A 17,649-nucleotide genomic window follows, 5' to 3' on the forward strand; every position below is an offset into this window, starting at 1 on the left:
GCAGGCTTACGATCGGGCCAGCATGCCATCGCGAGCCACAAGTTTTCCATTCTTGTAGACCGATCGCCCGCGCGGGATCGCCACCACTGCCTCCGGCACATGTTGCGCATTCAAGGTCACGAAATCGGCCTTGTCGCCGACCTCAAGCCCATAGCCCTTAAGCCGCAGCGCTTTCGCGCCGGCCCTGGTCACGACGTCAAAGGCGATCCCCAATTCGTCGTCGGTGTTGAAGCCGGAGCGGTAGCCGATCATGTTGGCGCGGCCCAGCATGTCGCCATCGCCGTAAGGCCACCAGGAATCCCGGATATTGTCGCTGCCGCCGAATACGGTGACTCCGGCCTCGCGCAGAAGGGCGACGGGCGGAAAGGGCCGGCGTCCAGGCGCGTTGGTCATGATCGCAATGTCGCTTTCCGCCAGAACGTCGGCCGTGCGTTTGGCGATGTCCGTGGCGACATCGCCGAGCGCATAGGCGTGGCTGATCGCGACAAGGCCGCCCATGCCGAGCGCGCGCGACCGCGCCGCAATCTGTTCGATTTCGAAGATTCCGAGCGTGCCATTATCGTGCAGATGTATGTCGACGCCGACGCCACGTTTCTCGGCAACACCGAATACGATGTCGAGATGCTTTTCGACATCGCGATCAAAGCTTGCGGGATCTATGCCGCCGACGAGATCAGCGCCCATCGCCACCGCTTCATCGAGCAGTTCAGCTGTCCCGGGGCTTTGCAGGATGCCGCTCTGCGGGAACGCGACGAGCTGGATATCGATGATATTCCGGTAGGCTTCGCGCACCGCCAGAATCTTCTCCAGCGATCTGAGCCCGATGGTGCCGTCCACCGTGACATGGCTGCGCATATGCGTCGAACCATGGCCGATGCAAAGCTCGAGCTGATTTCGGGCGCGGACTTCCACGGGAGCGGCTTCGGCGAAATTTTGCGCCTGAAAGGCGACGCGTTCATGGACATTGAAGCCGTTGGTATAGGGCTCGTGGGGCTTCCAGTCGTCGCCATAGAAGCTGGTGTCGAGGTGGATGTGTCCTTCGACAAATCCGGGAACGATCAGCGCGCCGCCGAGATCGCGTGTCGGCGCACCCACGGAGATTTGGGTTCCCGCCCTCGAAACGGAGCTGATGCGTCCGTTCGCAACGGCGACATCATTGAGCGAACCGTCAGCGAATTTTGCGTTGGTGAACAGCGTATCGATCGGGCTCACGCGACGTCTCCCAGCCTGAGTAGCTACGGGAGTTCATATTGGCCCTGGGCCTTTGGCAAGGGCTTTTGAACCTCGGCGCGCCCCTCCGGCACTAAAGGACTGGCACATCAGTGCCGCCGGATGAGAGGATGCTGAGACCATGTACGCGCGAGGCAAGAAGGCAGGGTTTATCGTCGCCTTCATGCTGGCGTCCGCCGCGTGTTCGGCGGTGGCCGCGCCGCGCGCGACGTCCGATGACGCGCAGGCGGTCGACAAGATGCGCGCGACGATTGCGGCCAATGCCGAGCAGGCGCTGGCCAGGCAAGGCGGCTCCAAGATTCTGTTCAAGGTCGATAGCGCCGCGTTGCGCGAAGCAGTCGTGACGGAGCTGCGCGATGATTTGTATCGGACCGTGCGGGAAGGGCGCATTCCGTTTTCCGGTCTGGCGATGCGCGACGGCGGCGTCGAGGTCCGGATTGCCGAGCCCAAGGACCGGCAGCGCGTGCTGGCCAAGCTGGTGCCATCCAAGAAAGAATTGCCTTCCAGCGCACAGACGATCAGCGTCACCGACAGCGGTGACGGGCTGATCCGCCTGATGCCGACGGAGGCCGGGTTCGCCGAGCGCCTGCGCGAACTGGTCAGGCAATCCGGCGAGATGATCGACCAACGCCTGCGCAACGCAGGCATCAGGGACGCCAGCCAGCAGCCCGACGGGGCCGACCGGCTTCGTGTGCTGCTGCCGGGCGTCAGGGATCCCGAACGCGTGAGCGCGCTGCTCGGCAAGCGAGGGCGGGTGACGTTTCGCCTGGTCGATGTGTCCGTGATCGCCGCGCTGGCTCAGAAAGGTCCGCTGCCACCGACATCCGAAATTCTTTACCACTTCAAGACCAGGGAGCCTTCTGTGGTCCTGAAGGAGGTCGCAATGGAGGGCGACGATATCATCGACGCGTCGCCCTTGATCGACCCGCGAACGCAGCAGCCGATCGCGTCGTTCCGCTTGAATGCGCGCGGCGCCCGGCGCTTCGCCACCATCACGCAGGAGAATATCACAAAGCCGTTCGCGATCGTCGTTGACGACCAGGTGCTGTCGGAGTCGATTATCAGCGAGCCGATCACCGGCGGCTCGGCGATCATATCGGGCAACTTTACGATCGAAGACGCCAACAACGTCGCGATGCTGGTACGTTCAGGGGCGCTGCCGGGGCGCCTGAGCGTCGTCGATCAGCAGGTCGTCGAAGCGGTCGCGACCGCCGGCAAACAGTAGCGAGACCACGTCAGGCAGCTTCGCGCCGCTTTCCGGATTCATCGAGCAGACCTGCAGCCACCAGCGCCTCGCGAATCCGCGCGATCTCCGGCTCGCTGATTTTGACCAATGGCGGCCGCACCACGGCGCGCGGCAGGCGGCCGAGAAGAACCAGCGCCTCCTTCATGCGGTTGTGCATGTCGACAAAGGGATCGGCGTAGAACACAGCCATCAGCGGATGGATGCGATCGTTCAGCCGCCGCGCCTCGGCAAGGTCGCAGGCTTCGACCGCGCGGAACAGCCGGGCCTGCAGATCGGCGATCACGCTGCCGCTTCCCGACAATAGTCCGTTGCAGCCGAGCACGAGCGAACTCAAGAGCCAGGCGCTGTTGGTGGAGAGCACGTTGACCGGCTGCTTTCGCGATTGCAGCATCCTTACATGCGCCTCGTGCTGCGGCACGCTTTGCGACCAGTCCTTGATGGCACGGATGGTGGGGATTTCGTCGAGCAGGCGGGTCAGCGTCGCCGCGGGATAACCTTGTCCGGTCGCCAGCGGATACTGGAAGACGATCAGCGGCAGATCGGAGGCCGCCGCGATTGTGCTGAAGTGCGCGAGCGCCATGTCAGCGGTCTGGCCGAGCGTGAAGGGCGCCGGCGGAAACACCAGCAGCGCCGAAGCGCCGCCGGCCTGCGCGCGCTTTGCGATCCGCGCCGCCTCGAGGCTGCCGTCCGCCCAGATGCCGTGGATCAACGGCAGCCGATCGCCGATCTCGTCGCCTGCGATGTCAAGCACCCGGCTCTGCTCATCGGATGTGCACGAGGCCACTTCGGTCGAATGCGCATTGATCGTTACTGCCGACAGGCCCTCGACAGCAGCGACGTCACGCAGATGGCTGCGGAAGCTCGACTCGTCGATGGCGAGATCGTCGTGGAACGGCAGCAGCACCGCGGGGATCACCCCCTGGGGTACGAAGTCCTTGAAGCGCGCCGCTTTGAAGTGGGCCTCTTTGGGGTAAGCCATGGCGATCTCCCGTCACGTTTTTTTTCAAACTTGACCGTTTCGCAATAACTATCACGGCCAGGAGACGCGAACCAGCCACGCGTCCGCGAAAGCGCGGCGGTTCTGGCGCGCGATCATTGTCGCGGACGGACAATCAGCGGAAGGTTAGGCCGCCAAAGGAGCCGGCCTGCGCATTACTTCACGTACCAGTAGGTGCCGGAGCAGGTGGAGGTCGCCCAGATCACCAGCACCTGGCCGCCGAACGGTATGCTCACTTCCATCCTGGGCGGACCGTGGTTACAAGTCCGGCCGCCCGCGATCGTGTCGAGTTCGGTTTCCCTGAGCGGTCTGGTTTTGATTTGCCCGGATTCCATATCTGTCTCCTGTCGTGGGACGAAGGGACCATCCGCATCGTCAGACAGGGCAGGCTAGGTTCGCGCGAGCGACGTGCCGTGAGGTAAGTCACGGTTTGAAGCATCGGCCTCATCCGCACCGGTCATTCCGGCTCATGTGACGATCGTCACGGTGATCCGCGATCGGCAAGCCTAGTGTTGCGTCATGACGAGCACTAACGCTCTTCACCTCATTCTTAACCGATGGAGAAATGTGATGACCAAGCGCAATACCGAAAACCGTGAACTGGCGATCGAGGAACTGGAGATCGTGGCCGGCGGCGTGATCGAAGGTGGCTGCATCCGTTTTCCCGACATCCTGAAAGTGCTGTTCCCGAAGCCGCTTCAGCCGACCCCGTGGAAGGACATCTTCCCGATCCGCTGATCGAACGTTTAGTACCGGCCGGTACATCCAGTTGGGGGAAAACAACATGACTAATCTTGTGCACGAATTGTCAGCAACCGAGCTCGACCGGGTGTGTGGCGGCGAACTGGATATGGTCAGTCTGCAAAGCCATGATGGCTCAGCGGCATATGGCCCTGCAGCTGACCACCACCATGCTCCGCGCCATGAACGATACGACCAGCACAATCATCAGAAATATCGGCAAGTAATCTCGACAAGTAAGCCTGGCCTGCAGCCGGGTTCAATCGGCTGCAGGCTGGCCTCTCTCGACGGTGCGATGTAGCGTCGGGGTTTCCGGATCGGGCATGCGCGGCTTGTCCGAGAGGAACTACCGGCACCCGCGCGGGGTTATCCCGGCAGCGGGCAATTCTGCCGTCGAAGGAGTTCTGATGCGCATTCTGACGTTGGCTGCATTGGCGATTGCTGCGGCTGTTGCAGCGCCGTCGGCGCACGCCCAGACCTATGATCCGAAATATCCCGTCTGCCTTCAGGTCTACACAGGCCGGAACGATTTCTACTTCGAATGCGGCTACACCTCGATCCCACAGTGCAATATGTCGGCATCCGGCCGCGCCGCACAATGCGTCGTCAATCCCTATTACGAGGGCGGAAAGCGCACTAAAAAGCCTCGCCGCGACTATTGAGGACTGTTGGGTTCGATCCGCCCTGCTATTGGGGGCGCGGCATCTGACCGGGCGACGGGCAGGGCGTAGCGCCTGACCCACCAGCGGAACGAAGGCGAATATGCAAAAGCCCGGCACACCGGCCGGGCCCTAGTTTGAAAATTCTTTCGTGATGAAACTCAGACATTCATAGCGAAATACGCTGGTGCGTCTGTTCAATATAGCACAATGGAGCCACAATTTGCCTCCGTATGACTGCGGAGACCCCACGCATGCGCATGGTCGCGCACAGGCGTGAGCATCCCCAAAGATTTCTTGAGACAAAGAACTGTCGAGACAAGATGAAGTCGAGGACTGTGTGGCATGAAAAAGCCGGCGGGTTGCGCCGGCTTCTCCTTGCGCTGTTTCGCGTCGTGCCGAACGGCTCAGCCCGGGCCGGCGCCCTGGGTTGCGGTGTACACGGCGTAGAGCGACTGGCTCGCGGCCATGAACAGGCGGTTCCGCTTCGGCCCGCCGAAACAGACGTTGCCGCACACTTCGGGCAGGCGGATCCGGCCGATCAACTTGCCGTCCGGTGACCATATCGTCACGCCGCTGTAGCCGACGGCGCGGCCGGCATTGCTGGAAGCCCAGACATTGCCGTTGACGTCGCAGCGCACGCCGTCCGGTCCGCATTTGACGCCATCTACCATGAAGTCGCTGAACCGCTTGTGGTTCGACAGTTTGTTGTCGGTGCCGACATCGAACACGAACATGTCGCCCTTGCCGCCCGGCCCGGTATCGCCGGGCCCCTTGCCGGTGCTGGCGACGTAGAGCTTCTTGTAATCGGGCGAGAAACACAGGCCGTTGGGATCGGGCACCTGCTCCTCGGTCACGACCAGATCGACGCGGCCTGAGGGGTCGATGCGATAGCAATTGGTCGGCAGCTCGCGCTTGCCCGGCACGAAGCCGGCCGGCTGGCCGATCCGAGGGTTGAGCTTGCCGGCAGGATTGCTGGGGCCTCCCGCAACGTCCGGTTCGCCCTCATAGAGCTGGCCGCCATAGGGCGGGTCGGTGAACCAGTAGCTGCCATCGGGATGGGCGACGACGTCGTTCGGCGAGTTGAGTTTCTTGCCGCCGAAATTATCGGCGAGCACGGTCGCGGTGCCGTCGTGCTCGTAGCGCACCACCCGGCGGGTGAGGTGCTCGCAGGACAGCTGCCGGCCCTGGAAGTCGAACGAGTTGCCGTTGGAATTGTTGGACGGGGTGCGGAATACGCTGACGCGGCCGTCATCCTCGGTCCATCGCATCTGGCGATTATTGGGAATGTCGCTCCACAGGAGATAGCGGCCCTGCGAACTCCAGGCCGGGCCTTCGGCCCACAGCAGTCCGGTATGGAGACGCTGGATTGGCGCGTTGGGCTGGGCGAGGTCGTTGAACGACGGATCGACCGCGATGATATCGGGGTCCCAGAAATAGGTGGTCGGCGCGCCCCGGGGACTGAAATCGCGCGGCGGGGTGGTGACCACGGATGGCGGCCCTACCGCGCCGCCCTGCTGGGCCAGCGCGGTGCCGGCCCCCGCCACGGTGGCCCCGGCGGCGAGCGCCAGGCCGTGGACGAGCGTTCGTCGTGAAATCATGGATTGCGGATCGCGCTGCACGTCGCGTGTCATCACTTCCTCCCAGGATATGCGCCGGCCGGTTGATCCGGCCAAGCGGGTGCAAGGCTATGCCGGCCCGGCCTCGGTTGCGAGCACCTTTCGGCGCAGCCCGGGGCTGAAGGATGCAGTGCAAGATGGCTTACCCTGTTGATCTCTGTCCGTCGGAAGGCGGCGGCGCGCCGGGCGGTTCGCCAGGATGCTGGCGCTCCGCTGGTCCGCTCGCAGATCAGGAGGGTTCAATCCGCCGGAGGATTCCCGGCAGGTTTGGTTGCCGCGCGGTAGCGCTTCCAGTTTTCGATGGTCGCTTCGTAGCGGACCGGCTTCCTTGCAGCGGGGACTGGCTCCGGCTTCGCGGCGACCATGCCCACGGTTTCAGCCTGTCCGGCTTTGGATACATGTGCTGGCTTCGGATAAAAGGCGACGAAGCCCAGCAGGCCCGCGATCACCAATCCAACAGGGATAGCGATCGCCCAATCATTATGTGTACGCTGAGTGACATCATGGCGCAGGACTCTCGTTAAGTCTCTTGGCATGTTCAGCTCCCACGTTGCATTGGCTTTTGTAAGTCGAGACGCGCGGCGGCAATCGTGAGCTGCTTCACTATTGCTGCTCACGAAACCGTTAGAAGCGGCCGGCGGTGGCCCCGAGCCCGCGCGCAGCCTGAACGATCCGCGCCTTCGAAAAAGTGATCCGGATCACGGAAATGCCGATGGAAATGCGCCTTTCCCGTTCGATCGCCGTTCAGCCTCGCGGCACATTTTGCGATTGCACCGCGCCTGTTCGCATCGATCGCTTTTGAATCAATCGATTGGCGAAGCTCATTGGTCGGCCGCGCAAGCCTCGACACGCGGCCTCTCCGCCCATAACCTCCGCCGCGCAATTGGAGGAGAAACGAATTGGCCAAGAGAGTTGTGAAGAGAGTTGTGAAGCGCGCTTGGAAAAAGACGCCCGCGAAAAAACCGACCAAAAAAACTTCTGTCCGCGCCAGCAAGGCCGCGAAGGTGGCCAGCAAGACCGGGAAAGCAAAGGCCAAGAGCGCTCCTTCGCGCAAGCCGGCCACGCCCAAGGGGCCGGTCTGGCAATGGTCGGCGCTGGAGACCGCGGCAGCCATCCGGTCCGGCGCGATTTCTTCGGTCGAGGTTACGGAGGCTCACGTCGCGCGGATGCGCGCGGTCAATCCAAAGCTCAACGCGGTTGTGGTCGATCTCTCCGACGAAGCGCTCAAGGCTGCCAGGGCGGCGGACCAGGCGCGTGCGAAAGGCGGCGAACTCGGCCTGCTGCATGGCGTGCCGATCACGATCAAGGAAAACGTCGATTACGAAGGCAGGCCCAATCCCAACGGCGTGCCTTCGCAAATGAACATCATCGCCCCATCAGACGCGCCTGTGGTGCGCAATCTCCGGAAGGCCGGCGCTGTCGTGCTGGGACTGACCAACACGCCCGAATTCTCGTTCCGCGGCTTCACGGATAATCCGCTGCACGGCCTGACGCTCAACCCGTGGGATCCCGAGATCACCTGCGGCGGATCATCGGGCGGCGCCGGCTCGGCGGTCGCGGCCGGCATCGGCACGATCGCGCATGGCAACGACATCGGCGGCTCGCTGCGCTGGCCGGCGCATTGCAACGGCGTCGCCACCATCAAGCCGACGCAAGGCCGTATCCCCGCCTTCAATCAAAGCGCCACAGCCGAGCGGCCGATGCTCGCCCATCTGATGTCGGCACAGGGACCGCTGGCGCGCAGCGTCGGCGATGTCAGGCTCGGCCTTGAAGTGATGTGCCAGCGCGATCCGCGTGATCCCTGGTGGGTGCCGGCGCCGCTGGCGGGTCCGAAACCGAAAGGACCGATCAAGGTCGCGCTGGCGAAACTGCCCGCCGACATGAACGTCGATCCATCGGTGCGCGCGGCGCTGAAGCAGGCCGCCGACCATCTGGAGCGCGGGGGCTATCGCGTCAGCGAAATTGAGGTCCCTGATATCAATGGCGTCTGGCAAACCTGGTGCGACATCATCGTCAATGAAGTCGCCGTGCTGCAGGAAGCCGGGATGCTGGCGGTAGCCTCGGAGCATTTCCACACGGCGTGGGGCGGCATCAAGCTAAAGGCGAACACGCTCGACCTGGCGGGCTGGATGCGCGCGACTGCCGCGCGCAGCGGTCATATTCGCGCCTGGCAAGCCTTCTTTGAGGATTATCCGGTCGTGCTGGCGCCGACGACGGTCATGCCGACGCCCGGGCCGCGCGCGGATACGACCAGCCTGGAACGCGTGGCCGAGATGTTCTTCAACGATTTGCGGTTCATTTCCGCCATCAATGTACTGGGCCTGCCGTCCGCGGTGGTGCCCGTCGCGCTGCACGAGGGCAAGCCGATCGGCGTGCAACTGATCGCGGGACGCTATCGCGAGGACCTGGCGCTGGATGCCGCGGCGTCGATCGAGAAACGCGCCGGCGTGCTGGTGCAAAAATTGTGGCAGCAGATGGCGTGAGCAGGCGCCATTGCTCTGAGGGCTAGGCGCTAATGCTCTGAGGAGGAGGTGCTGGTCATATGACGCGCACCCCCTCCACATCTGCATGCCCAATATCGCGCCATTGTGGCTTGACCTCTAGGCAATTGCGCTAGAAGTTGCGCCCGCCGTGGTCATTTCTTCTGAATTCATTCGAGATTCCGAACTGTTCGTTCCCGACTCGCGCCGAGCCTGGGCCCGGCTTGCCGTGGCCGTGCTGATCGGCTCGCTCGGCAGCGTCGGCATGTGGTCGGTGGTGGTCGCGCTGCCGGTGGTGCAGCAGGATTTTGGCGCCACCAGGGGCACGGCGTCACTGGCCTTCACCATGATGATGCTCGGTTTCGGTTTGGGCCAGGTGATAACAGGCAAAATATCCGACCGCTACGGTATCGTCACCGCGATCGGGCTTGGCATCAGCATTCTGGGCCTCGGCTATATCGTCGCCGGCATGTCATGGTCGATCTGGCCGTACATTCTCGTGCATTTTGCCATCGGGCTTTCTTCGGCGGCAACCTTCGGCCCGCTGATGGCGGAAGCCTCGCACTGGTTCGAGCGCTACCGCGGGCTGGCGGTCGCGATCGCCGCCAGCGGCAACTACATCGGCGGCGCGGTCTGGCCGTCGCTGGTGAACTGGGGCATGCAGACCTACGACTGGCGCACCACCCATATCGCCGTCGGTATCTTCACCGCCGTGGCGATGACGCTGGCGCTGATCGGTTTGCGCGTTCTGATGGGCGCAGGGGTGCGCCGCAGCCACGCCAATGCGCCGCCGCCGCGTCTCGACCTGAAGCTGTCGACCAATGCGCTCACCGTGATCCTGGGGCTCGCCAGCATCTCCTGCTGCGTGGCGATGTCGATGCCGCAGGTTCACATCGTCGCCTATTGCAGCGATCTCGGCTATGGCGTGGCGCGCGGCGCCGAAATGCTGTCACTGATGCTGGGCCTTGGCATCATCAGCCGCATCGGCTCTGGTTTCCTGGCCGACAAGATCGGCGGCATCCCGACGCTCCTGATCGGCTCGGTGGCGCAAGGTACTGCGCTGCTGTTTTATCTGTTCTTCGACGGCCTGACCTCGCTCTATTTGATCTCCGCGATGTTCGGGCTGTTCCAGGGCGGCATCGTGCCGAGCTACGCCATCATCGTGCGCGAGACAATGCCGGCTTCGGAGGCTGCGACACGCGTCGGGTTCGTGATCCTGGCTTCGGTGTTCGGCATGTCGTTCGGCGGCTGGATCTCGGGCGTGATCTTCGACGCCACCGGCTCCTACGCCGCCGCGTTTACCAACGGCGTCGCCTGGAACCTGGTCAACATCGCCATCATGGTGCTGCTGTTGATGCGCGCGCGGCAGCGGATGGCGATGGCCTAGATCGGGATGACGTTTCTTCGAACCGTCATCCCGCTCCATCTTTTTGTGTGAGCATGATCTGCGCGCAAACGCCTTCCGCGTTTGTCGCGAGGGAAAACCGGTGCCCGCTTTGCGCTAACGCGGCCCTGCGGGTCCGGATCATGCTCGCGCCAATTATCCCTTCTCGACTTCGCCGCCGGCCTCCAGCCAGCCCTTGAAGCCGCCAAGGTTGCGGACGTTATTGTATCCCATGTCTTTCAGGGTCTTGCCGACCAGCGCCGAGCGCCCGCCGGATGCGCAGTAGGCGACCACCGTCTTGGATCGATCGAACGCCGCGTCGTGTAGCGCGGAAGCTGGATCGGCACGAAATTCCACAAGTCCTCGCGGAATGGCGAGCGCGCCCGGGACCTTGCCCGATGCTGCGACCTCGGCCGGTTCACGGACGTCGAGAAACAGCACGTCAGCCCGGCCAACCAGTTTCTTCGCTTCATCCGGGCTGATACGCGGCACTTCGGCTTCGGCCTCCGCCAGCATCGTCTGTACTGTTTTCATTTTTGCTTCCTCCCGGATCAAGACGCGGTCGCGTCCATTGGGGCGAGTAAGGCGTAAACCCCGGGCGGTTGCAATGGCAAAAGATTTTGTCCAATTCTGGACTGATGGTGTGCGATGAGTAGTTCAAGGCTGTCGTCAGCATGCCAACCACGTAGAGTCTATCATCAAGTCGAGGGCGGCTTGCGAGATCGGCAGCGCGCTGCGGCCGTCGTCCGGACGAAGCTTCTACGCCCGTTGCCCCCCGCGCGCCAGGTTGAATTCGTTCTCGACGAGATCTGAGCAGGCGGGGGCTAACTTCACCCGAAGGATTGGGCGGACGTTCTATTCTGACAACGGCTTTTATTGCTTGCGAATCAAGGATGAACCTCAGGCAATCAGGTCTTGCGCGATCTTGAAGCGCTTGGCGCTCTGCCCCGCTTTGTCTGCGGGCCTCTCCACAGATCGTACGAACACATCCACGGCCTCGCGGAGATTCGCGGCCTTTGCAAAGGAAGGAAATCTCTTGGCTTCCGCGATGATCAGTTGAGTGTTGAAGGCCGGGTCCATCAGCGATTCCACACTGTGATGGCCTCCAACGCCCACGACGCGATTAAGCTGGAATAGTCCCACGCTATCCTCGCCGTTTGTGTTGTGCGCCCTGGGATTGAGGTTGGACTCACCGATTGCATTGGCAAGCGCCGCAATCTGCTGGTCTCGGCCGAAACCAGCGGCGGCGAAAGCTTTCAAAATCAGACCGGCAAACTGCCGGTTAGCGGGAGCGACACCTGGCGGCAACTTGAGTCCATCGATCTCGACGGCTCCGACCGCGCCAGGCTGGTCAAGCCACCGAACCGCCGCGATTTGGCTCGCCAAGAACGGCGTCTTGCCAACCTTCTTGCTCTGGTTGCCGCCAAGCAAAAAGACTTTCTTCTTGTCGGGAGAAAATTCGAGAAAGAAGCCGACATGTCCGGTTCCGCTGGTCTCTGCCGTCGGCGAAAGTACGATCACTGCCCCGCGCGGGATCGTCTTTGACTGCAAAGGAAAGTCGGCACCCCAACTCTTCCAACTGACCGCCGCCGCCGCCCCCTTCGGAACGCTCGCCTGGATGGTCGGGCTGTCACACCGCTTCATGCAATGAGCCGCGAACGCTCCACACCATGCCGGAAGTGGATTAGTGTCAGGCTTGCCGCCAAAATCCGTGTCCGCAAGATACTTGCTGATGACGGCATTGTGCGTCCCTTCCTTGACGCCCTCAACTTCGGCCTGCTCTGCGATGGCCATCCAGGGCGCACCGCCGGCCGTCACTTCCGGAATCATGTCCGGCCGGTGCTTTTCAATCCTCGTCAATGCGGCGACGAGCAGTTTCTTGAGCGTATCTTCCGCGATGTCGACAACGGCCTTTAGGGTGCTCGGACTGGCCTCTGTGCCGAAGAAGACCGTAGGTAGGCCGGAAAGTTTCTCCCGCGCCTTGAACAGCGCTGACAGTTCTTCGGCCGTCATGACGGCCTTGAGCACTTCCTTGATCGAGGTATCCGGCGGAGTGCCTGCGTCTTGCGCCTCGCGAATGGCGAGCGCGGCGGCCGGGCTGTTGGTCACATGCGCAAGGAACATATCAAGGAAGCTCGGAACGAAGGGGTCCTCCGCCGTCGCCTTTCCGGCGTCCAGGAAAATTTTGCTCATCGCCTTCCCATGGACGTGCTGACGATAGGCCGCGCCGGGAATCTGAAGCACCGGATGCTCGCGATCGCTCGCGCGGGCATCGCTGGCAAGAATGCCGCCGTTATCCGTAAAATCCTTCCATTCGGCGAGAGTAACCTGGAGTGGGCCAACGCCGTCGGAGCCGGGAATATTCTTTCCAAAGTTTTGGATATCCGTTTCGTAGAGCGCCCGTGCGATCAGAAAATCTGCGGAAACCACCCAAGGCCGGAGCGAGGCTATGGGTGGCGCGCCGTCCACGGGCTTTGTTTCCTCGTTGAAGAGCAGTTGGACGTTGACGCACTCCTGAACGAAGCCTGCCTCATTTACCGGCAGCCTGTTCGCGTGAGGTACTTCTTCGCAATCTTCCTTTAATATCCAACCCTTCAACGCCGCATCGCCGGGAGGACCGAGTTCAAAGAATAAGAATCCGTCCGACGCCTTGACCGGGTCACCAAGCAGCGTACCCTGAAAAAGGGTCTTCTTCGATTTGGCTGTTGCCAGCGGCTCCTCTCGCAACCGGGTCGTCACCTCGTCCTTAACGACATAACTCATTTGCGCTTCCGAAGGGCGGGGCTGGCTGTCCAGCGGTCGGCGGAGTTGCGCGATACTGCTCTCGTGGCGCTGTGTCGAAGCGGCGGGAGCAGCTTCGCTAGCATCCGAGGCATCCGAACGCGATGCCGTTATTAGCTCGTCGAAAACCGAGCGTGGGATACCGATCTGATCGGCAAGCTTTAATCGGCTCTTGACGTCTGCGATGACAGATCGAAGCGCTGCTGCTGCGCTCGTCGCCCGCTCGCGAACGGGCAAAGTGGCGTCCGGCGCTTCCGAAGTGTCGCTTGCCAAGGCTTTGTTCAAGATAATCTCGGTAATGTCTCCGATGGTGTTCAGCCCTTTCATGTCGCTGGCTTTGAGATCGAAAGGCAGTTGCTTCATCCAATCGGTGCTATTGATTCCGGCCGCCAGCTTCTGCAATCCGCGCTGGTTGATCTGAAATTTCTCTTTCAGATTAGTTGCCTGCCGGAGTTGCGACGGTTTGGTGGCAAAAACGTCAGCAAGGTGCTTGCGTACATTCGTGCTGACCTGATCCCTGGTCGAAAGCGAGGGCGCTGCATTTGCCGAAGCCACGGCCTCAGCCAATTGCAGGCTGCTTTCGTTGCCCGCAATGAGATGTTCGACGTACTCGGCGATGCTTGTCGGACTCCAGGCGAAATAGGCGCCCGAGGTGAAATTTGCCGCGCACTGCCCGAACATGTCGGCGGAAATCTTGATTTGCGGTTTCGCGCCGGTCGATGCGGCAATCAACGTCTCCCAACTTCGTGCGTAAATCGGCGGTTCCGAAATCGTCTTCTCGCGAGAGGTCAACGGAACTTTTGCGCGCAGCTTGAGCGCCACGAGATCGGGCAGTATGCCCTGCGGCATCTGAAGCAGGTTCAGCAAGTTGGTAACGACCTCGTGGACGAGAGCCGGTCCGATCGAGATGGTTGGTGCGAGGGCTCTGGACGACTTCGGGGCGTCGCCCCTTACATTCTTTCTCGAGGTACCGCTCTGCGCGTGCTCCAGTGCGTCGAACATCAAATGTGCAGCGGCAATTCCGGCGGCAGGATCGGTGAATTTCTCGTCGAGGAAGATATCCAGAATTTCCCGCGAAACGACGATGCGGCTGCCCATTGCGAGTGCCCGCCGGGCGATCTCGCTGCTTTCATATACAGGCTCGAGTGCAATCGGCATCCAGCCGCGCGACATGTGGACCGCGACTTCGATCAAATCGGGTTTCTTCGATTGTTCCGCGGCCGGCACGGCAGGCGCGGGTTGACGGCGAACGAAAACCCGAGTCTGCCGGTTGGGAGCGACCACCACGGCCTGACGTGTGACACGTATCCCATCCTGGACTTCAAGGATGTAAATTCCGGGCTGGAGCGTCTTGCCGGCGACGGCCCAACGCTCGTTACCGATGTCTTTCTCCTGCGCCTTGGCGGCCTCCGGTGCCGCTGCGCCGGCGGCGTTCCATAAATTGAACCTTACCGGAGACAACAGCGCCTCCGAATCGGAAGCGGGAGGCGCGCCTTTCCATCCCCGAGCGGTCAGCGGCATGCGGCCGATGAGAAGAAAACTTGCTGTCCCCGAATTTCCGTGGCTGCCGGCTGCGAGGGCATTGATCTCCGCCAGAGCCTGCGGGTCGGTGGTGCGCTGGAACGGGACAATGCCGTCGAGCCCGGGAACAACAATGGGGATCGTCCGGTCGCCATCAAGCTCCAGCAGTTGCTCCACCGCGGCCGAAGCGCGCGTAACCTTGACCCGGTAGAGGCCCTTGGGCTGTTTCGTCCGCAGCTTTCCGACCGCGCGCGCCACCAATTGGCGATCGTTGCCAATCAGAAATATTTCAGCGTCGAGGTGGGTGGTCACCTCCAGCGATGCCATTTCGATGTCAGGGGCCAGCTCAGGCATTGATGGCCACCTCGTCGGTGATCTCGACCAGCCGGTGCCCTTGTCCCCAATCGAGCTTGTACATGCCGGGTGCGAGCGGATGGTTGATGACACCTGCGGCGGCGACCGTCGTTCCAACCAGCTTGCGTGCGTGATCGAAGATGTTTACGGGCGTTCCGTTCGGTGGGATCGGGCCGCCATTGGGTTTTATCGTGATCGTTCGCGGCGTCGAAGCTGCGGGTGCGTTCGCAGGAGAGAAAAACACAATGTCATCGGCAGAGAGAAAGTCCGGTTCACGCGAAATGCCGGTTTTGTCCGGTAGTTTGTCGATGTGAACTGCAACCGCTTTATAGAGATAAGCCGCCAGGTCGCTGGTGCGAATGCCGCCGGTGGTTGGATTGATCGCAGCACTACGTAGTCCGCGAAGCAACTCGTAGGTGAAGACGCTGTGATACTCCCCGTTTGGACCAAGCGGGAGTTCGACCGCTTGCAGCGGGTACTTGGCCGCACAGGCGATGACCTGCGGCGGCGGCGGGACCACTGCTGTCACGATCTGGAACGGCGGCAGCGAAGGGATCAGCGTAACCTGGGCCTGCGAACAACAGTCGAAGAAAAGGACGTATTCCTCGAAGAACTTCGAATTGCTCAAACTCTCCTGCCAGGAGGTGACCAGAATGTGGTCGATAAAGACCTGACTCAATGCATCTGAGGTAACCAGGGCGCGCCTGAATCGCTCGGTGGCGAGTCCGTGACCTGACAGGTAGATATAGAGTCGACGCCCGATCTGCGGTCCTTTGCCGGCGGCGACGTTTGCCTTGGAGAGGACGACGAGGCTCTTGAGCCAGCGTTCGATATCAAACCTGACCGGACGGGGCGGTGGGTCTCCCCAGGCGGCGCCGTTGTTTTGCACCGAAGTCAGCAAAGTGATGTTCCCCACGCCCAAATCGTTGCGGAGGAATTGCTCGACAGCGGTCGCATCGTTGATCGGTGCGCGAAGGTTGTTCGGCTCGTTGGGCGAGTCGCCATAGCTGGGGTAGTCGGCAATTCCAACTACCAGGGCCCAGTCGTTGGCTCCGTTGGCCATGGCTACATAATCCAAATCAGCTCAAAAATAGACGCTTTGGATAAGTTGCTTGTCCTTGGGTGACAGCGTCGCGTTAAAATCGGTCGTAAATCCATCCAGTGTCCAGTTTGCCGGAATCTGGTACATCATGATGGAGTCTTTATCGACGCCGGTGGCAATGACCGCGGCCGGGTCGTACTTCTTGAACATGTTGTGCTCGATTTTTGCGTCGTCCCATTTATTGGGCGGGCCGCTCAGCGAGGCCTTCACTGCGTCACGGTCCCACTTGATGCCGTCCTTTGGGTTCTGATGTTCATGAATCAGGCCGAGCGCATGCCCGAACTCATGAAGGACGACCGAACGCACCTCATCGTCTGTGGAGTTGTCGTCCAGCCACCCGTAGTTCATCGTGGGCTTGTCTTTGTCAATGTGGCGGCACTGGGTGCCCAGATAAGACCACGAGCCTTTGCCCTGCATGAAGGCGATGCGGATCTCGGCTTTTGTCGGATCCGCCGCCGGATCCATCAGGAATGCAAAGGTCACCTTGGCTCCACCCAAGGTTCTCCAGAGTTTGGCTGCATCTGCGACTCGTTGGCGCAACGCCTGACTTCCTTCGAGAAAGCCCACTGTGATGGTTGGATTGGGACCCCAGAACGCTTCCTTCAGCAATGCTGCCTTGCGGCCGAGAACGGCCGCCTGGCTGGACGCCGACAATGCGTCTGGCGTCGGGCACATGCAAAAGCAGAGCTTTGTCAATGCCATATCATCTCTCCCGATTAGGTTGGGCGCACCACGACGGCTCTTTCTCGGCCGGATTGAAACAAGATAAAAATTCGGGACGTGGCCTGCTGTTGAAAAATCACAGCCGTGGTCATTCTCAAAATTCAATCTAAAATAGAACACCCGGAAGGACAGGTTGTCAACGCAGGTCCTGGACGGCCACTGCCTGCGGCCCTCAGCCGGGGCCCGAGATGGTTGGCAATCGTGAGGTTTTGTTCGCGAGCCGCGGTGAGAGGTGCTGTCTCGATGGCTCCAAGGTCACACCGCCTGACCCGCCTTCAACAGCGAGCAGCCCGTGATCTTGAAGCTGCCGTCGGGCTGCTGCTCCAGCGTATACAACGCCTCCCATGCCTCGCCATTGGCATCGACGATGTGGACGCGCTGGGCAATCCGGCCACCCGCCGCGCGGGCTTCGCCGAATTCAAAACTCTTGTGGCGGTAGACCGGCGGATAGGCCTGCCGGACCATCTGCATGAAGATATCGGCTTCCGGAAAAATCTGTTGGATCGACGGCGCCGCGTGAGAATAGGCGGCGGCGGAATCGTCACGGCCAAAAGCCTGCTCCTGCGCGCGGATCACGCTTTGCGCGGCGGCGACATCGTCGGCGAAGGCCGGTGATCCAAATCCGATCAGGAAGACGACAAGCAGAGCAAGAGCGCGCATGCGGATGTTCCCTGGCTAGAGCCTCTTCCGTTTCGATGGAATCGAAACGGGGCTCCAGATTCTTGATTTGACGCGTTTTCTCAACGCGAACCGGTCTCCACTTCGCTTGAAAACGCTCTGATGCAGCGAGTTACGACCAAGTCGGCCGAAAG

17 protein-coding genes are annotated in these 17,649 nt (G+C 61.5%); 6 read left to right on the top strand and 11 right to left on the bottom strand.

Features of this window, described 5'->3' with window-relative positions; translation table 11 throughout:
• Nucleotides 1-6 precede the first annotated feature (6 nt).
• Nucleotides 7-1,212, bottom strand: coding sequence for an amidohydrolase family protein (locus JQ597_RS20485; protein ID WP_212266014.1), 1,206 nt, complete (start codon nt 1,210-1,212; stop codon nt 7-9).
• Between the two features lie 139 nt (nt 1,213-1,351).
• On the opposite strand from JQ597_RS20485, the gene JQ597_RS20490 reads away from it, so the two are divergent.
• Nucleotides 1,352-2,455 (top strand): SecDF P1 head subdomain-containing protein, encoded by a 1,104-nt coding sequence (locus JQ597_RS20490; RefSeq protein WP_249148055.1) that lies wholly within the window; start codon nt 1,352-1,354, stop codon nt 2,453-2,455.
• A gap of 10 nt (nt 2,456-2,465) precedes the next feature.
• On the opposite strand, the gene JQ597_RS20495 is transcribed toward JQ597_RS20490, so the two are convergent.
• Both JQ597_RS20495 and JQ597_RS20500 read right to left on the bottom strand, forming a co-directional pair.
• A complete protein-coding gene (locus JQ597_RS20495; RefSeq protein ID WP_212266015.1) occupies nt 2,466-3,455 on the bottom strand; it encodes a dihydrodipicolinate synthase family protein in 990 nt (329 codons plus the stop codon).
• 173 nt (nt 3,456-3,628) lie between these two features.
• Entirely contained in the window at nt 3,629-3,808 is a 180-nt protein-coding gene (locus JQ597_RS20500; protein WP_212266016.1) for a hypothetical protein, read from the bottom strand.
• A 235-nt stretch (nt 3,809-4,043) separates the two neighbouring features.
• Between JQ597_RS20500 and JQ597_RS20505 the strand changes: the two genes are divergently transcribed.
• The 3 genes from JQ597_RS20505 (at nt 4,044) to JQ597_RS20515 (ending at nt 4,876) form a co-directional block, all read left to right on the top strand.
• Nucleotides 4,044-4,211, top strand: a complete 168-nt coding sequence (locus tag JQ597_RS20505) for a hypothetical protein (RefSeq protein WP_212266017.1) — start codon at nt 4,044-4,046, stop codon at nt 4,209-4,211.
• Nucleotides 4,212-4,257: 46 nt separating this feature from the next.
• A complete protein-coding gene (locus JQ597_RS20510; protein WP_212266018.1) occupies nt 4,258-4,515 on the top strand; it encodes a hypothetical protein in 258 nt (85 codons plus the stop codon).
• Between the two features lie 106 nt (nt 4,516-4,621).
• A complete protein-coding gene (locus JQ597_RS20515) occupies nt 4,622-4,876 on the top strand; it encodes a DUF3551 domain-containing protein (protein WP_212266019.1) in 255 nt (84 codons plus the stop codon).
• Nucleotides 4,877-5,280: 404 nt separating this feature from the next.
• On the opposite strand, the gene JQ597_RS20520 is transcribed toward JQ597_RS20515, so the two are convergent.
• The 3 genes from JQ597_RS20520 to JQ597_RS38300 all read right to left on the bottom strand — a co-directional run bounded on the left by JQ597_RS20520 (nt 5,281) and on the right by JQ597_RS38300 (nt 7,528).
• A complete protein-coding gene (locus JQ597_RS20520; protein WP_212266020.1) occupies nt 5,281-6,507 on the bottom strand; it encodes an SMP-30/gluconolactonase/LRE family protein in 1,227 nt (408 codons plus the stop codon).
• A gap of 224 nt (nt 6,508-6,731) precedes the next feature.
• Nucleotides 6,732-7,028: a hypothetical protein gene (locus JQ597_RS20525; RefSeq protein WP_212266021.1), complete on the bottom strand. Its 297-nt coding sequence runs from the start codon at nt 7,026-7,028 to the stop codon at nt 6,732-6,734.
• Nucleotides 7,029-7,105: 77 nt separating this feature from the next.
• Nucleotides 7,106-7,528, bottom strand: a complete 423-nt coding sequence (locus JQ597_RS38300) for a hypothetical protein (protein ID WP_349628865.1) — start codon at nt 7,526-7,528, stop codon at nt 7,106-7,108.
• Here JQ597_RS38300 and JQ597_RS20530 point away from each other — a divergent pair.
• Complete coding sequence (locus JQ597_RS20530) at nt 7,419-8,975, top strand: amidase family protein (protein WP_349628864.1); 1,557 nt, start codon at nt 7,419-7,421, stop codon at nt 8,973-8,975. The genes JQ597_RS38300 and JQ597_RS20530 overlap by 110 nt on opposite strands.
• 148 nt (nt 8,976-9,123) lie before the next feature.
• Nucleotides 9,124-10,359, top strand: coding sequence for an MFS transporter (locus JQ597_RS20535; protein WP_349628860.1), 1,236 nt, complete (start codon nt 9,124-9,126; stop codon nt 10,357-10,359).
• Nucleotides 10,360-10,512: 153 nt separating this feature from the next.
• Here the strand turns inward: JQ597_RS20535 and JQ597_RS20540 are convergent, their stop codons facing one another.
• The 5 genes from JQ597_RS20540 to JQ597_RS20560 form a co-directional block, all read right to left on the bottom strand.
• The gene (locus JQ597_RS20540) at nt 10,513-10,890 is read right to left on the bottom strand and encodes a rhodanese-like domain-containing protein (protein WP_212000484.1); all 378 of its coding nucleotides are present in this window, start codon (nt 10,888-10,890) and stop codon (nt 10,513-10,515) included.
• Nucleotides 10,891-11,256: 366 nt separating this feature from the next.
• A complete protein-coding gene (locus tag JQ597_RS20545; protein WP_212266023.1) occupies nt 11,257-15,012 on the bottom strand; it encodes a phage tail tip lysozyme in 3,756 nt (1,251 codons plus the stop codon).
• Nucleotides 15,005-16,075, bottom strand: a complete 1,071-nt coding sequence (locus tag JQ597_RS20550) for a caspase family protein (protein ID WP_212266024.1) — start codon at nt 16,073-16,075, stop codon at nt 15,005-15,007. The genes JQ597_RS20545 and JQ597_RS20550 overlap by 8 nt, the downstream gene beginning before the upstream one ends.
• Nucleotides 16,076-16,096: 21 nt before the next feature.
• Nucleotides 16,097-16,816 carry a M12 family metallopeptidase gene (locus tag JQ597_RS20555; protein ID WP_212266025.1) on the bottom strand — a complete coding sequence of 240 codons (720 nt, stop codon included), beginning with the start codon at nt 16,814-16,816 and terminating at the stop codon, nt 16,097-16,099.
• A gap of 276 nt (nt 16,817-17,092) precedes the next feature.
• The gene (locus JQ597_RS20560) at nt 17,093-17,497 is read right to left on the bottom strand and encodes a DUF4864 domain-containing protein (RefSeq protein ID WP_212266026.1); all 405 of its coding nucleotides are present in this window, start codon (nt 17,495-17,497) and stop codon (nt 17,093-17,095) included.
• Nucleotides 17,498-17,649 lie beyond the last annotated feature (152 nt).

Source organism: Bradyrhizobium sp. AUGA SZCCT0177 (genome assembly GCF_018130125.1).
In the GTDB taxonomy this organism is placed as follows: Bacteria; Pseudomonadota; Alphaproteobacteria; order Rhizobiales; family Xanthobacteraceae; genus Bradyrhizobium.

Coding starts and splice junctions, on each gene's coding strand:
- JQ597_RS20490 (WP_249148055.1), top strand. CDS start 1,352: ATGTACGCGCGAGGCAAGAAGGCAGGGTTTATCGTCGCCTTCATGCTG.
- JQ597_RS20495 (WP_212266015.1), bottom strand. CDS start 3,455: ATGGCTTACCCCAAAGAGGCCCACTTCAAAGCGGCGCGCTTCAAGGAC.
- JQ597_RS20500 (WP_212266016.1), bottom strand. CDS start 3,808: ATGGAATCCGGGCAAATCAAAACCAGACCGCTCAGGGAAACCGAACTC.
- JQ597_RS20505 (WP_212266017.1), top strand. CDS start 4,044: ATGACCAAGCGCAATACCGAAAACCGTGAACTGGCGATCGAGGAACTG.
- JQ597_RS20510 (WP_212266018.1), top strand. CDS start 4,258: ATGACTAATCTTGTGCACGAATTGTCAGCAACCGAGCTCGACCGGGTG.
- JQ597_RS20515 (WP_212266019.1), top strand. CDS start 4,622: ATGCGCATTCTGACGTTGGCTGCATTGGCGATTGCTGCGGCTGTTGCA.
- JQ597_RS20520 (WP_212266020.1), bottom strand. CDS start 6,507: ATGACACGCGACGTGCAGCGCGATCCGCAATCCATGATTTCACGACGA.
- JQ597_RS20525 (WP_212266021.1), bottom strand. CDS start 7,028: ATGCCAAGAGACTTAACGAGAGTCCTGCGCCATGATGTCACTCAGCGT.
- JQ597_RS20540 (WP_212000484.1), bottom strand. CDS start 10,890: ATGAAAACAGTACAGACGATGCTGGCGGAGGCCGAAGCCGAAGTGCCG.
- JQ597_RS20545 (WP_212266023.1), bottom strand. CDS start 15,012: ATGCCTGAGCTGGCCCCTGACATCGAAATGGCATCGCTGGAGGTGACC.
- JQ597_RS20550 (WP_212266024.1), bottom strand. CDS start 16,075: ATGGCCAACGGAGCCAACGACTGGGCCCTGGTAGTTGGAATTGCCGAC.
- JQ597_RS20555 (WP_212266025.1), bottom strand. CDS start 16,816: ATGGCATTGACAAAGCTCTGCTTTTGCATGTGCCCGACGCCAGACGCA.
- JQ597_RS20560 (WP_212266026.1), bottom strand. CDS start 17,497: ATGCGCGCTCTTGCTCTGCTTGTCGTCTTCCTGATCGGATTTGGATCA.